Source organism: Citrobacter sp. Cf088 (assembly GCF_030334295.1).
Lineage (GTDB): Bacteria > Pseudomonadota > Gammaproteobacteria > Enterobacterales > Enterobacteriaceae > Citrobacter > Citrobacter freundii.
Window position 1 is genome coordinate 164,955 of record NZ_JAOWEE010000044.1, and the last position, 14,393, is coordinate 179,347.

Below are 14,393 nucleotides of genomic sequence, written 5' to 3' on the forward strand. Positions count from 1 at the left end.
CGCAGCGCATCAGGCATTGCCGGATGGTGGCACAAGCGCCTTATCCGGCCTACAAAGCCACAAAACGTTATGCCGCATCCGCCAGAACAAACATGCCGTACGGATGGATTTCGAGATAATACTGCTCGCCTACGTCCGGCTGTAAACGCGTAGCGTTGACCTGCAATAAGATCTCCTGCCCGTGCCATTCCACCGTGACTTCATACTGGGGGCCCATATAGGCCACGTGGCGGATCACGCAGCGCTGACTCTCTTCGCCGCGATCGCTAAGCGTGATCGCTTCCGGGCGCACGCCGACCATGCCTTCGCCTTGCGTATCAAAGTGCAGCGGGCGCGGCAGGTGGTAGCCGTAGATATCAACGTATTGGTCACCGAAGGTGGCCGGGAACAGGTTGGCGTCACCCATAAAACTTGCCATAAAGCGCGAGGCGGGCTGGCGGTAAAGATCCTGCGGTGAACCGATCTGCATGATGTGCCCCTTGTTCATCACCAGCACGGTATCGGAAACCGCAAAGGCTTCGCTCTGATCGTGGGTGACGTACAGCGAGGTGATATCAAACTGCTTTTGCAGTTCGCGGATCTTGTCGCGCATGCTGCGACGCAGGTTGGCGTCGAGGTTACTCAACGGCTCATCAAACAGCAGCACTTTCGGCTTGAGGATCAACGCGCGGGCCAGCGCTACGCGCTGCTGCTGACCGCCGGAGATCTGATCAACATAGCGCTCTTCGAATCCTTCCAGATCGACCATCGCCAGTGCCTCTTTGACACGGGCTTTCACCTCAGCGCGGGATACGCCGAGCATCTTCAGGCCGTAACCAACGTTCTCTCCCAGCGACATATGCGGGAACAGGGCATAGGACTGAAACACCATACAGATATCACGCTGCTGAATTGAGCGATGGGTGACGTCTTCGCCATCAATGAAAATCTGCCCTTCGCTCGGTTTTTCCAGCCCGGCGACCAGGCGCAAAATGGTGGTTTTGCCACAACCGGACGGGCCGAGCAGCGTCACCATTTGCCCCTGCGGGATGGTGAGGTTGATATTGTCGATTACCGTATTACTGCCAAATCGTTTGGTGACGTTGCGCAGTTCAACGAAATTTTTCTGAGTCATAGTGCGCTCCATTACGCCTGGTTTTTGGCTTTTGAACGGGAGGTACGTGATTCACCGATCAGCCAGTCAAAGATGAAAATAATCGCCAGCATCACCACGATCAGAATGGAACCGTAGGCAATCGCCACACCGTATTCGCCGTCTTCCACTCGGTTAAGGATGTAGGCCGTCGCTACGCGGGTATCCGGCGTGACGAGGAACACAATGGCGCTGACGGTGGTAATGGCGCGCACAAAGCTGTAAATCAGCGCCGAAAGGATCGCCGGGCGTAGCAGCGGCAGTAGGATATGCGTAATGGTACGCAGCGAACCGGCGCGCAGGCTGAGCGAGGCTTCATCCAGTGATTTATCGATCTGGCCTAAGCCCGCGATACCCGCCCGAATACCGACCGGGACGTTACGCATTACCATCGAGATAATGACAATCGCCGCCGTACCAGTGAGGTAAACCGGGGCGCTGTTAAAGGCCAGAATGTACGATACGCCCGCGACGGTGCCTGGAACGGCAAAGCACAGCATGGTGGTGAACTCGATGGTCTTCTTGCCCTTAAACTGTTGGCGCACGACTACCCAGGCGATCAGCAGACCGAAGATGGCGGTGATCGGCGCGGCAATACCGGCGTAGAGCAGGGTGTCGAGCAGTGAAGGCCATGCGCCGTCGCTCATCCCCTGACCGAACAGTTTGGTAAAGTTCGCTAACGTCAGGGTGTAGTCCACGCCCCAGTTAACGGTGAAACTGCCGTAGAAAATGCTGCCGTACAACAGGGCGTTAAAGGCAATCCACACCGCCAGCAGCGCGACCACGCTCCATACCAACGTCACAGGTAACGGTTGCACGTCGCCCCGGTAGGATTTACCGGAAACGGTGACGTATGAGCGTTTACCAATCCACATATATTGCACGCAGAACACCAGCAGCGAGAACAGCAGCAGGAAGGCACCCAGCGTACTGGCGGCCTGGTAGTCGAGCTGCGAACCGGTGATGTAGAAGTAGATTTGCGTTGCCAGCACGTCGAAGTTACCGCCGAGCACCAGCGGGTTACTAAAGTCAGCCAGCGACTGCACAACCACAATCAAAAAGGCGTTCGCCAGCGCTGGTTTCAGCAGCGGGACAAACACGCCGTTAAAGGTCTGCCAGCGGCTGGCACGCAGGGTGTATGACGCTTCTTCCAGCGACGGATGAATGGTTTTGATTGCTCCGTCGAGGATCATAAACGCCATCGGAGTGAAGGCCAGCACCTGTGCCAGCCAGATGCCGGTAAAACCGTACAGCCAGTTGGTGTTGGTTAAGCCAAACCATTCGACCATAAATTCGGTGATGTAGCCGGAGCGTCCCATCATCAGCGTGACGCCTAAACCCACGACAAACGGCGGGGTGACGATCGGCAGAATCGAGAAAATTCGTCCGATAATAGCGCTGCGTCTGGCGATACGGGTAGTATAGATAGCCAGTACCAGACCAAAGAAGGTACAGCCGACGCCGACGGCAATCGACAGCATAATCGAGTTGAGGATCACCTGAATGATATGTGCCTGCGACAGCACATTCATAAACGCCAGCGGGGCAAATTCCCCGGCGTCGTTGGTGAACATCGGAATAAAAATAGCGATACTCGGCCAGACGATAAAAATACCGATTAGCGCGACAATCGCGGTGAGCGAACCGATGACGAAACGGTCGCCGCCCAGCCATTCCAGACGGGTGAGCGCCAGGGTCATGATCGCGCCAAGTGCCACAAACAACACAATGGTGGCATAGCCTAAGCCGCGCCCCTCAAGAGTCGCGCTGGCGACGATAAACACCATACAGAAAAAAGCCCAGCCCGCATCAAGATAATGGCGGCCGCGCTGTTCGCGCCTGGCCTCATGGAACGGACGCACCAGTAGCAGGCTCGGCAGCAGATACCATAACCAACTGATATTGAACTGTGACCAGCCGTAGGCGGCGAGTATTTCCTCGCCTGTCGACTCCAGCAGACCGTAGTCCAGGCTCCAGCTTGGCAACAGGGCAAACGCCAGCCAGCCAAGCAAAACCCAAAGAAATATCGCATCCCGTTTTTTCACGGGATGGAGTGCAAGTGTGTGTGACATAGCGGTTCCGGTATTCCAGGCCGGATGCGGTATTTACGCCGCACCCGGCAAATGATCGCCGATGTAGGCTTATTTACCCATCTTCACTTCGCTGACCCACTTATTGATCAACGCTTTACGCACGTCGGTCGAGCCGTACTTATCCATGTCGTAATTGATAAGTTTCAGGTCGTCGAGCTTCAGCGAGTTAGGAGACGTCTCGGCGGTGGTGTTGGTCAGGATCTGATAGGACTTACCTTTCTTCCACGCCAGTTCCTGGGCATCTTTTGACAGTACCCAGTCAACGAACAGTTTGGCGTTATCGAGGTTGCGCGCGCCTTTCAGAATGCTAACGCCGCCGATCTCATAGCCAGTACCTTCGCACGGTGAAATTAGCTCCAGCGGTGCGCCCTGTTCTTTTTCCAGCGAGTAGTCGTGCAGGAAGCCAATGCCAATCGCCGTTTCGCCACGAGCGGCGTTACGCGCTGGGGCAATGCCTGATTTAGTGTATTGAGAGACGTTGGCGTTGAGCTGTTTCAGGTAGTCAAAGGCCTGATCTTCACCCCACAACTGGGCAAAAGTCGCCAGCGCGGTATAGGCGGTACCGGAGCTTTGCGGGTCAGCAATCTGGATTTCACCTTTGTATTCCGGTTTGGTCAGATCCTTCCAGCATTTTGGCACCGGCAGGTTTTTCTCTTTCAGGCGCTGGGTATTGACGCCAAAGCCCAGAATACCGACGTAAACCGCCGAGGACAGGTTGCCTTTCACCTTCGCGGGATCGCGGAATTTCTCCATGATTTGTTCGAGATTGGGTGATTTATACGGCTGCAGCAGGCCCATTTCCCCGGCCTGGGACTGCGGATCCAGCGTACCGCCGTACCAGACATCCGCCTGCGGATTTTTCTTCTCGGCATCCACTTTCGCCAGCGTACTGCCCGAGCCGTTGCGAATGAATGAGGTTTTCACATCATATTTTTCACCGAAGGCTTTGGTTTCGGTTTCGCACATCTCGTTAGTGGCGCTGCAATACACCACCAGACGGCCCTGCGCCTGAGCTGCATTGCTGAAGGCTGCCAGCGTCAGAGCGGAGGCAATTAGTGTAGAGGTAAGCGTCAGTTTCATTGTTTTATCCTTTGACTGAGAGAAGGGGTAATGCCTGCAATGAGCAGTGGCATCAGCAATAAACCCATAAAGACAGCGGCGACCGAGAGCAAACTGAACATTCCCGACCAGCCGTAGTGTTCTATGACCAGCGACAGCGGCCAACCCGCCAGCGCGGCCCCCAGATAGGCGAACAGCCCGAGAAAACCGGTAATTGAACCTGCTGCCGCTTTGTGTCCGCACTCCACTGCCGCGAGGCCAATCAGCATCTGTGGGCCAAACACAAAAAAGCCCACCGTAAAGAAACACATTGCCAGTAGCGCGTAGTGGTGCACCGGCGCCAGCCACAGCGCGGCGACGGAGACCATCAGCCCCAGCGTGAACAGCAAAATCATCGGCGCACGCTGACCGCTGAACAGCAGATCCGATCCCCATCCGGCAAACAGCGCCCCCAGCAAACCGCCAACTTCAAACAGCATCACCGTGGCATTGGCGCTGAGCAGATTCACGCCGTGGCTTTCCGTCAGCCAGATGTTGCCCCAGTCGTTGAGCGCAATGCGGATCAAATAGACCAATACATACGACACGCCGAGCAGCCAGATCATCGGGTTTTTCAGCATGGTGGTACGTAACATTTGCCACAGCCCCATCGGCGGACTTTGCTGTTCCTGACGCAGCTCCAGCGGGTCATGCCGCCATTCCCCAACCGTCGGTAATCCCTCTTCCCGGGGCGTGCCTTTCAGTTGCAGAGTGAGCCAAATGCCTAACGCCATGCTGATAATCCCCGGTGCCAGCATCGCTGCCTGCCAGCCCCACCAGTGGGCGGCAAAGGCGCTAATCAGCGGGATAACTGCCCCACCAATGTTGATCGACATATTCCAGCAGCCCCACCAGAATCCGCGTTCGTTGCGCGAGTACCAGTGGGTCAGTAGTCGGGCGCAGGGCGGCCAGCCCCAACCCTGGAAAAACCCGTTCAGCGTCCAGACCACCAGCAGCAGCGTCAGCGATTCACCAAAGGCGAACAGCACATTCAAAACACCGGTGGCGAAAAGGCCAATGCCCATAAATGCGCGTTGTCCGTGGCTGTCGTGCCACAGTCCTGCGGTAAATTTCGACAGGCCATAGGTCAGGTAAAACAGCGACCCCAGCAGGCCGATATCGCCTTTATCCAGACCGAGGTCCGTTTGTAGCGCCGGGAGGACGTAGTTAACGCTTTTGCGCGTCAGATAAAACGCGGCATAGCCAATGACCATACACATCAGCAGTCGGGGGCGTAGCGCCCGGTATTGTTGATCTGTTTCGCTGGCTGAGCGTGTATGCATGGCAGTCTCCGTTTGTGCTGACTATAGGAAAGTGAAAGCAAAAGAGGATGAGAGAAAGTCCAGAGTGGCTAAGACTTTTTCCTGGTTAGCGGCTGATTTGTTGCAAATTTGTGGGCAGGTTAACAATTACCCGTGTGCCGTTGCTTGATTCGAGCGTCAGTTCACCGCCAAGGGCGCTGACCCGCTCACGCATTCCCTGGATACCGAAACCGGGAATTTTTTCTGGCAGAATACCCACGCCATTGTCAGCGACGTCCAGAAACAAGCTATGTTCCTGCTGGCGCAGCGTAATCGACACATCGCTGGCATCGGCATGTTTACAGACGTTATTGAGTAACTCCTGCAACAGGCGATACAGCGTGAAGCGCACCGTTTCGTTTTCTGGCGTATTCTCTAGCTGATAATCAAAGCGACAGCGAATGCCCCGTTCAGCAAAAGCAAATTCATTCACCAGATGATGTAGTGCATCTTTAAAAGACAGTTCATCGAGCGCGGGTGGACGCAGCTGGCGCAGCAGCTGGCGGGTGGAGTGGTGAATACGCCGGGCCAGGTCGTTGATCTGATTTGCCGCTTCAAGCGTTTGCTCGCGACCCGGTGCGCGTTTGACCAGTTGTGATTGAATTTGAATGGCGGTGATGTTCTGACCAATTTCGTCGTGCAGTTCCCGCGCCAGGCTTTTGCGCGTGTTTTCTTCGGTGCGGATCAGCTGTTCGGTCAGCGCGCGACGCGCCGCCAGTTCAGTTTCCAGACGCTGGCGATAATGGTGCAGGTTTTGCGCCAGATGCTGCTGGCGGCTGATGGCGATCCCCAGCCCTATGCCGAGCAGCGCCTGGGTGGCGAGGAAAATCTCCAGCTCCAGTAAATTACTGAACCCGACGCCGATTTGCCGGGCGATGGTGATCATCATACTGCCGAGCAATCCGGACAACACGCCGCCCTGCCAGCCAAATTTCCACGCCATCACCACGTTCGGTAAGAACACCACGATCAGCAACAGGCGCTCGATCTCCGGCGACAACACCATCTGGGTGCCGATGCCAATAATAAAAAACAGGCTGCACCAGATGATAAGCGAGGTGCGCAGCGGGGGATTGGTGGTATCCAGCCCGAGCAAATGATAGCGGTGCTGCTGGCGCAAAAATTCATAGATCAGATAGACAAACGGCGTCAGCAGCACGCCGCCGGTAAACGACGCCAGGCCAATTAACGTTGCCGGACTTTGGATAAACGGTGAAAGCAGGGCAGTATTGAGCAATGAGGTGATCGTCACCGCGGCCAGCAGCAGCGTTAAGCGCTGCCAGTAAAGGGGGAAACGGTGCCAGTATGACTGACCGATGCTTGCCGGAATCAGGCTAATAAACGGCGCGGCCAGCAGGATATAGCCATTCAATAATTGCTCACTGTGCAGCCAGAACAACATCAGCACCGGCGGCAGTACCAGCGCGGGCCAGTAACGGCGAGAAAGCAGGATGAGCAGCGCGAGATAGACGCCGTGCGGCAGGAACAGCGCCGCCTGCTGGCCGTTGTGGGTCAGGTAAAACCCCAGCGTCCACAGCATCAACCAGCCCGATCCCCAGGCCAGCAGAATAAACAGAGAAATAACCCAATGCCGAAGGCTACGCGACATTAATGCCCCGTTAATAGCTGGTGGTCGAGGGCAAAATGCACCAGATCGATGGTGCTGTGGCATTGCAGTTTGCCCAGCACGTTCGCCCGATGAACGTGTACCGTCTTGTGGCTGAGGTCGAGCTTGAAGGCGATCTCTTTTACGCTGTCGCCTTTGACCAACAGCTCAAACACTTCGCGCTCGCGTGGGGTCAGTACTTCCAGTACCTGCGCGGGCTGTTCGCCGCCGCGTAGCGCCCGCAGCGCATCGGCGCACAGGTAATGCCCGCCCATACCGACCGATCGTACCGCCCGCACCAGCTCCTCTGGTCCGCAGCGTTTGGTCAGGTAGCCACTGGCGCCGGCATCCAGCGCACTTTGCACAAACGTGGGTGAGTCATAGATGCTGAGAATGATGGCGCGAAAACCGGGCTTCTGTGCCCGCAGTCGTTTTAACAGGCTCAGACCATTTTCATCCGGCATGGCGATATCCATCACCGCAACGTTGACGTCATCATGCAGAAGAGCAGGCCAGGCCTCCGCTGCGCTGCTGTACTGACCGGTAACGTTGAGATCGTCTTCGAGACTGAGTAATTGCGCAAAGCCGGAACGCACCACCACATGGTCATCCACCAGCACAACATGAATCATGATATTGCTCTCTTGCCTGATAATGGCGTCTATGATGCCGGTCAGCGCCGCGCTGGCAATCATCCAGGTGTAGTTATGTAACGAATGTAACAAAATCGCAATAATTTGCCGGGTGTTGTAGGCCGGATAAGGCGCTTGCGCCGCCATCCGGCAACAGTGCTTGATGGCGCTGCGCTTATCAGGCCTACGAATTCCATCTGTAATGAGCGAAATCGCTAACTATTGCCGCTTTTTTTCTAAAAACGCTTTGTTCTTAGCCAGAATTTTTAATTCCTTTATCAAATTGTGCCGCAACGAAATACTGCCTCCATAACAAGACAGGGGGAGCAGACAATCATGGCTATTTCATCGCGTAACGCACTTCTCGGTGCACTGGCATTCATCGCATTTCAGGCGCAGGCGGTGAACGTCACCGTCGCTTATCAGACCTCCGCCGAACCCGCCAAAGTGGCGCAGGCGGATAATACTTTTGCCAAAGAGAGCGGCGCTACCGTTGACTGGCGCAAATTCGACAGCGGCGCGAGCATCGTCCGGGCGCTAGCCTCCGGCGACGTGCAGATCGGTAATCTTGGCTCCAGCCCGCTGGCGGTCGCCGCCAGTCAGCAAGTACCCATTGAAGTTTTTCTGCTGGCGTCAAAGCTTGGTAACTCCGAGGCACTAGTGGTGAAGAAAAACATCAGTAAACCGGAAGATTTGATTGGCAAACGCATTGCGGTGCCGTTTATCTCCACCACCCATTACAGCCTGCTGGCGGCGTTGAAACACTGGGGGATTAAACCCGGTCAGGTGGAGATTGTGAACCTGCAACCACCTGCGATTATTGCCGCATGGCAGCGCGGGGATATTGACGGCGCGTACGTCTGGGCTCCTGCGGTCAATGCGCTGGAAAAAGACGGCAAGGTGTTAACCGACTCATCGCAGGTTGGTGAGTGGGGCGCACCGACGCTGGACGTGTGGGTGGTACGCAAAGATTTTGCCGAGAAGCATCCTGAGGTGGTGAAAGCCTTTGCCAAAAGCGCTATCGATGCGCAGCAACCTTATATCGCTAATCCCGATGAGTGGCTGAAGCAGCCGGAGAATATCAGCAAATTGTCGCGTTTAAGCGGCGTGCCGGAAGCGGATGTGCCGGGACTGGTGAAAGGTAACACTTACCTGACGCCGCAACAGCAGACTGCCGAACTGACCGGACCGGTGAACAAAGCCATTATCGACACCGCGCAGTTCCTCAAAGAGCAGGGCAAAGTCCCCGCTGTCGCGACGGATTACAGCCAGTACGTGACCGATCGCTTCGTGCCATAAATAAGGAGGCGCTGATGCTGCAAATCTCTCATCTTGCCGCCAGCTACGGTGGAAAACCGGCGCTGGAGGATATCAACCTGACGCTCGATAGCGGTGAGCTGCTGGTGGTACTCGGACCTTCTGGTTGCGGGAAAACCACATTGTTAAATCTGATTGCCGGATTTGTGCCGTATCAGCATGGCAGCATCACGCTGGCGGGAAACAGGGTTGACGGTCCGGGGGCAGATCGCGGGGTCGTATTCCAGAATGAAGGTCTGCTGCCCTGGCGTAATGTGCAGGACAACGTGGCTTTTGGTCTGCAGCTGGCGGGGGTGGATAAACCACAGCGTCAGCGTATTGCCCTGGAGATGTTGCAGAAAGTCGGGCTGGAGGACGCGGGCAAACGCTTTATCTGGCAGCTTTCCGGCGGACAGCGGCAGCGCGTCGGCATTGCGCGGGCGCTGGCGGCCAATCCTCAGTTGTTGTTGCTGGATGAACCTTTTGGCGCGCTCGACGCCTTTACTCGTGAGCAGATGCAAACCCTGCTGCTGAAGCTGTGGCATGAGACTGGCAAACAGGTGCTGTTGATTACGCACGATATTGAAGAAGCAGTGTTTATGGCGACAGAGCTGGTATTGCTGTCGCCAGGCCCAGGCCGGGTACTGGAGCGTCTGCCGCTGAATTTCGCCCGTCGCTTTGTGGCTGGAGAGTCGAGTCGCAGCATTAAGTCCGATCCGCAGTTTATCGCCATGCGCGAGTACGTGTTAGGTCGAGTCTTTGAACAACGGGAGGCATTTTCATGAGCGTGGTGATTAATGATAAACCCCGTCGCCAGCGCGCGCTCAACTGGCGCTGGCCGTTCTCGCGGCAGATTACCTTAAGCCTTGGTACGTTGGCCGTCATTTTGGCGTTGTGGTGGACGGTGGCGGCGCTGCAGTTAATCAGTCCGCTGTTTTTACCGCCACCGGGACAGGTTTTACAAAAGCTGATCGTTATTGCCGGTCCGCAGGGATTTATGGATGCCACCCTGTGGCAGCATCTGGCGGCGAGTCTGACACGTATTGTTATCGCGCTGCTGGCGGCGGTGCTGCTGGGCGTTCCGGTTGGAATCGCTATGGGGCTGAGTCCGACGATGCGCGGCATTCTCGATCCGATCATTGAGCTGTATCGTCCGATTCCGCCCCTGGCCTATCTACCGCTGATGGTCATTTGGTTTGGCATCGGTGAAACCTCCAAGATCTTGCTTATCTATCTGGCGATTTTTGCCCCTGTAGCGATGTCGGCGCTGGCGGGAGTGAAAAGTGCGCAGCAGGTGAGAGTGCGCGCCGCGCAATCGCTGGGAGCCAGCCGTGCGCAGGTGCTGTGGTTTGTTATTTTGCCGGGGGCATTACCTGAGATCCTCACCGGATTACGTATCGGACTTGGGGTGGGCTGGTCGACGCTGGTGGCGGCAGAGCTGATTGCCGCCACGCGAGGCTTAGGATTTATGGTCCAGTCTGCCGGTGAGTTTCTGGCAACGGATGTGGTGCTGGCGGGGATCGCGGTGATTGCCGTTATCGCGTTTATTTTAGAACTGGGTCTGCGCGCGCTTCAGCGCCGCCTGACGCCCTGGCATGGAGAAGTACAATGAGTGAACGTCTGAGCATAACCCCGCTGGGGCCGTATATTGGCGCACAGATTTCCGGTGCGGATTTGGCGCGTCCGCTGAGCGATAATCAGTTTGAACAGCTTTATCACGCGGTATTGCGCCACCAGGTGGTGTTTCTGCGCGAGCAGGTGATTACGCCGCAACAACAGCGGGCGCTGGCGCTGCGTTTTGGCGATCTGCATATTCACCCGGTCTATCCGCATGCCGAAGGAGTAGAAGAAATTATCGTGCTGGATACCCATAACGATAATCCGCCGGATAACGACAACTGGCACACCGATGTCACCTTTATCGACACGCCGCCTGCCGGGGCGATTTTAGCGGCGAAAGAGCTGCCATCAACCGGGGGCGACACCTTGTGGACTAGTGGGATTGCCGCTTATGAAGCATTGTCTGAGCCGTTCCGTCAATTGCTGAGTGGCCTGCGGGCAGAGCATGATTTCCGTAAATCATTTCAGGAATATAAATATCGCAAGACCCCAGAGGAGCACCTGCGCTGGCTGGAGGCCGTCGCTAAACATCCACCGTTGCTGCATCCAGTGGTGCGCACGCATCCGGTGAGCGGGAAGCAGGCGCTGTTCGTGAATGAAGGATTTACCACACGAATTGTCGATGTCACGGAAAAAGAGAGCGAGGCGTTACTGAGCTTTTTGTTCGCGCATATCACCAAACCGGAGTTTCAGGTGCGCTGGCGCTGGCAGCCCAACGATGTGGCGATTTGGGATAATCGCGTGACGCAGCATTATGCGAATGCGGATTATCTGCCGCAGCGGCGCATTATGCATCGGGCAACGATTCTGGGAGATAAGCCATTTTATCGGGCGTGATGATTACCGGAGACGCTTCACTTGCCGGGCCTACGACCTGTAGGCCCGGTTAGGCGTTATTAACGCAGAATTTTTTTCTCAGCCAGATCCAGTGCGAAGTAGCTGAAGATCAGATCCGCGCCAGCGCGTTTGATCGACCCTAAGCTTTCCAGCACCACTTTCTCTTCATCTATAGCCCCCGCCAGCGCCGCGAATTTGATCATCGCGTATTCACCGCTGACCTGATAAGCGCCAATCGGCAGCTCGGTGCGTTCGCGGATATCGCGCAGAATATCGAGGTACGCGCCAGCCGGTTTGACCATCAGGCAGTCTGCGCCCTGGGCTTCATCCAGCAGCGATTCGCGAATCGCTTCCCGACGGTTCATCGGGTTCATCTGATAGGTTTTACGATCGCCTTTCAGCGCGGTGCCCGCGGCTTCACGGAATGGGCCGTAAAAAGATGAGGCAAACTTAGTGGAGTAGGACATGATAGCGGTATCGGTGAAGCCCGCGGCGTCCAGCGCCTGGCGAATCGCCTGTACCTGACCATCCATTGCGGCGGAAGGCGCGATGAAGTCCGCACCCGCTGCGGCGGCAACCACCGCTTGCTTGCCGAGGTTGGTAAGGGTTAAATCGTTATCCACGCCGTGATCGCATAACACGCCGCAGTGGCCGTGTGAGGTGTATTCGCAGAAGCAGGTGTCGGACATGACGATCATTTCCGGCACGGTCTGTTTGCAGATACGCGACATGCGCGCCACCAGGCCGTCTTCTTTCCAGGCATCGCTACCGGTGTCATCCGTATGGTGGGAAATGCCGAAAGTCATCACCGAGCGGATGCCAGCATTAGCAATGCGTTCAATTTCGCGCGCCAGGTGCTTCTCTGGAATACGCATCACGCCTGGCATGGCGTCGATAGCTTTGTAATCGTCGAGTTCTTCTTCAACAAAGATCGGCAACACCAGGTCATTTAAGCTGAGTGTTGTCTCTTCAAACATAGCGCGCAGCGCGGGAGATTTGCGCAGGCGGCGAGGGCGTTGGATTAGGTCTGTCATGGTATGCCTGATGTTTGTGGAATCGAAGGCCGTAGTATACCCGAACCTGAGGGCGTGTGGTTTACGAAAGTTGGCGTTATATCTGGATTTCCTGTAACGAAGGGATGAATCATTAGCGCAATTTATTCACAAGCATAGCAATTTATTCATATTCATTATTTTGTTTATTGTTTTTTTATTATTTTAAATATCTATGCGTTTGCTTTTATAGCGTGGCGTATAGATTGTGTTTATTTATTGTCTATTTATTTGTTTGCGTTCTGATTCATTAGTGAATTGTATGCTTTGAATGTTGGTTCTCTTTTAATTGATTGAAACTATTGGTTTTTATATTTCTAAAATGGCGTAGCTTGAATTTATTACGTTGTCCGGTTTCGGACAACGGGCAAAGAATAATTGAACCTTTCCTTAATGAAACCGCATAATCGTCCCTGCGAAACATAAAATGTTTACTTTGCATTGATAATTGATGGATCAACTATATTACGTCCCTGAGGAGGGATGACAAATGCACATTTGGAAAAAGAAACTTGTAGTATCACAATTAGGGAAGGTGCGAATAAGCAGGTCATTTCTTCCCAAGCTGACTCGCTGATTAAAATTTCGCGGATCTGGGCCGATTTTTTTCCCGCAAACACATCGAATCAGCCTATTTAGGCTATTTTTTCCACCATTTCTGGCGTTATTTCCGGTTTTTACTGAGATCTCTCCCACTGACGTATCATTTGGTCCACCCGAAACAGGTTGGCCAGGGTGAATAACATCGCCAGTTGGTTATCGTTTTTCAGCAGCCCCTTGTATCTGGCTTTCACGAAGCCGAACTGCCGCTTGATGATGCGAAACGGGTGCTCCACCCTGGCACGGATGCTGGCTTTCATGTATTCGATGTTGATGGCCGTTTTGTTCTTGCGCGGATGCTGCTTCAAGGTTTTTACCTTGCCGGGACGCTCGGCGATCAGCCAGTCCACATCCACCTCGGCCAGCTCCTCGCGCTGTGGCGCTCCTTGGTAGCCGGCATCGGCTGAGACAAATTGCTCCTCTCCATGAAGCAGATTACCCAGCTGATTGAGGTCATGCTCGTTGGCCGCGGTGGTGACTAGGCTGTGGGTCAGGCCACTCTTGGCATCGACACCAATGTGGGCCTTCATGCCAAAGTGCCACTGATTGCCTTTCTTGGTCTGATGCATCTCCGGATCGCGTTGCTGCTCTTTGTTCTTGGTAGAGCTGGGTGCCTCAATGATGGTGGCATCCACCAAAGTGCCTTGGGTCATCATGACGCCTGCTTCGGCCAGCCAGCGATTGATGGTCTTGAACAATTGACGGGCCAGTTGATGCTGCTCGAGCAGGTGGCGGAAATTCATGATGGTGGTGCGATCCGGCAGGGCGCTATCCAGGGATAATCGGGCAAACAGGCGCATGGAGGCGATTTCGTACAGGGCATCTTCCATGGCACCGTCGCTCAGGTTGTACCAATGCTGCATGCAGTGAATACGCAGCATGGTCTCCAGCGGATAGGGCCGTCGGCCATTGCCCGCCTTGGGATAAAACGGCTCGATGACAGCGGTCATATTCTGCCATGGCAGAATCTGCTCCATGCGGGAGAGGAAAATCTCTTTTCGGGTCTGACGGCGCTTAGTGCTGAATTCACTATCGGCGAAGGTGAGTTGATGGCTCATGATGTCCCTCTGGGATGCGCTCCGGATGAATATGATGATCTCATATCAGGAACTTGTTCGCACCTTCC

The 14,393-nt window shown here is 55.1% G+C and carries 12 protein-coding genes; 4 read left to right on the forward strand and 8 right to left on the reverse strand.

Going from position 1 to position 14,393, the window contains the following annotated elements; genetic code table 11:
* Positions 1 to 67: 67 nt before the first annotated feature.
* The 6 genes from fbpC to OGV71_RS09170 form a co-directional block, all read right to left on the reverse strand.
* On the reverse strand, positions 68 to 1,114 hold the full coding sequence (gene fbpC, locus OGV71_RS09145; RefSeq protein ID WP_003847645.1) for a ferric ABC transporter ATP-binding protein: 1,047 nt from the start codon (positions 1,112 to 1,114) through the stop codon (positions 68 to 70).
* A gap of 11 nt (positions 1,115 to 1,125) precedes the next feature.
* Positions 1,126 to 3,204 carry an ABC transporter permease gene (locus OGV71_RS09150; RefSeq protein ID WP_003021393.1) on the reverse strand — a complete coding sequence of 693 codons (2,079 nt, stop codon included), beginning with the start codon at positions 3,202 to 3,204 and terminating at the stop codon, positions 1,126 to 1,128.
* 69 nt (positions 3,205 to 3,273) lie between these two features.
* Positions 3,274 to 4,305 carry an ABC transporter substrate-binding protein gene (locus tag OGV71_RS09155; protein ID WP_003021397.1) on the reverse strand — a complete coding sequence of 344 codons (1,032 nt, stop codon included), beginning with the start codon at positions 4,303 to 4,305 and terminating at the stop codon, positions 3,274 to 3,276.
* Entirely contained in the window at positions 4,302 to 5,606 is a 1,305-nt protein-coding gene (gene uhpC / locus OGV71_RS09160) for an MFS transporter family glucose-6-phosphate receptor UhpC (RefSeq protein ID WP_003021400.1), read from the reverse strand. Before uhpC ends, OGV71_RS09155 begins: the two co-directional genes overlap by 4 nt.
* 85 nt (positions 5,607 to 5,691) lie before the next feature.
* Positions 5,692 to 7,233, reverse strand: a complete 1,542-nt coding sequence (locus tag OGV71_RS09165) for an MASE1 domain-containing sensor histidine kinase (protein ID WP_071696895.1) — start codon at positions 7,231 to 7,233, stop codon at positions 5,692 to 5,694.
* Complete coding sequence (locus OGV71_RS09170) at positions 7,233 to 7,862, reverse strand: response regulator transcription factor (RefSeq protein ID WP_192469078.1); 630 nt, start codon at positions 7,860 to 7,862, stop codon at positions 7,233 to 7,235. The genes OGV71_RS09165 and OGV71_RS09170 overlap by 1 nt, the downstream gene beginning before the upstream one ends.
* A 336-nt stretch (positions 7,863 to 8,198) precedes the next feature.
* On the opposite strand from OGV71_RS09170, the gene tauA reads away from it, so the two are divergent.
* The 4 genes from tauA to tauD are packed head-to-tail and all read left to right on the forward strand — an operon-like array spanning position 8,199 to position 11,615.
* Positions 8,199 to 9,161, forward strand: a complete 963-nt coding sequence (gene tauA, locus OGV71_RS09175) for a taurine ABC transporter substrate-binding protein (protein WP_204583999.1) — start codon at positions 8,199 to 8,201, stop codon at positions 9,159 to 9,161.
* Positions 9,162 to 9,175: 14 nt separating this feature from the next.
* A complete protein-coding gene (tauB, locus tag OGV71_RS09180) occupies positions 9,176 to 9,943 on the forward strand; it encodes a taurine ABC transporter ATP-binding subunit (RefSeq protein ID WP_003838608.1) in 768 nt (255 codons plus the stop codon).
* A complete protein-coding gene (gene tauC, locus OGV71_RS09185) occupies positions 9,940 to 10,770 on the forward strand; it encodes a taurine ABC transporter permease TauC (protein WP_204583997.1) in 831 nt (276 codons plus the stop codon). Before tauB ends, tauC begins: the two co-directional genes overlap by 4 nt.
* Positions 10,767 to 11,615 (forward strand): taurine dioxygenase, encoded by an 849-nt coding sequence (gene tauD, locus OGV71_RS09190; protein ID WP_003021417.1) that lies wholly within the window; start codon positions 10,767 to 10,769, stop codon positions 11,613 to 11,615. The genes tauC and tauD overlap by 4 nt, the downstream gene beginning before the upstream one ends.
* Before the next feature lie 59 nt (positions 11,616 to 11,674).
* On the opposite strand, the gene hemB is transcribed toward tauD, so the two are convergent.
* Together hemB and OGV71_RS09200 are read right to left on the reverse strand one after the other, a co-directional pair.
* Positions 11,675 to 12,649: a porphobilinogen synthase gene (hemB, locus tag OGV71_RS09195; protein ID WP_003021420.1), complete on the reverse strand. Its 975-nt coding sequence runs from the start codon at positions 12,647 to 12,649 to the stop codon at positions 11,675 to 11,677.
* Positions 12,650 to 13,344: 695 nt separating this feature from the next.
* On the reverse strand, positions 13,345 to 14,325 hold the full coding sequence (locus OGV71_RS09200) for an IS5-like element ISKpn26 family transposase (RefSeq protein WP_000019445.1): 981 nt from the start codon (positions 14,323 to 14,325) through the stop codon (positions 13,345 to 13,347).
* Positions 14,326 to 14,393: the final 68 nt, after the last annotated feature.

Bases quoted from the DNA above. Each gene is read 5' to 3' on its own strand.
- OGV71_RS09150 (WP_003021393.1), bottom strand. From the start codon at position 3,204: ATGTCACACACACTTGCACTCCATCCCGTGAAAAAACGGGATGCGATA.
- tauC (WP_204583997.1), top strand. From the start codon at position 9,940: ATGAGCGTGGTGATTAATGATAAACCCCGTCGCCAGCGCGCGCTCAAC.
- OGV71_RS09170 (WP_192469078.1), bottom strand. From the start codon at position 7,862: ATGATTCATGTTGTGCTGGTGGATGACCATGTGGTGGTGCGTTCCGGC.
- hemB (WP_003021420.1), bottom strand. From the start codon at position 12,649: ATGACAGACCTAATCCAACGCCCTCGCCGCCTGCGCAAATCTCCCGCG.
- uhpC (WP_003021400.1), bottom strand. From the start codon at position 5,606: ATGCATACACGCTCAGCCAGCGAAACAGATCAACAATACCGGGCGCTA.
- tauD (WP_003021417.1), top strand. From the start codon at position 10,767: ATGAGTGAACGTCTGAGCATAACCCCGCTGGGGCCGTATATTGGCGCA.
- fbpC (WP_003847645.1), bottom strand. From the start codon at position 1,114: ATGACTCAGAAAAATTTCGTTGAACTGCGCAACGTCACCAAACGATTT.
- OGV71_RS09155 (WP_003021397.1), bottom strand. From the start codon at position 4,305: ATGAAACTGACGCTTACCTCTACACTAATTGCCTCCGCTCTGACGCTG.
- OGV71_RS09165 (WP_071696895.1), bottom strand. From the start codon at position 7,233: ATGTCGCGTAGCCTTCGGCATTGGGTTATTTCTCTGTTTATTCTGCTG.
- tauB (WP_003838608.1), top strand. From the start codon at position 9,176: ATGCTGCAAATCTCTCATCTTGCCGCCAGCTACGGTGGAAAACCGGCG.
- OGV71_RS09200 (WP_000019445.1), bottom strand. From the start codon at position 14,325: ATGAGCCATCAACTCACCTTCGCCGATAGTGAATTCAGCACTAAGCGC.
- tauA (WP_204583999.1), top strand. From the start codon at position 8,199: ATGGCTATTTCATCGCGTAACGCACTTCTCGGTGCACTGGCATTCATC.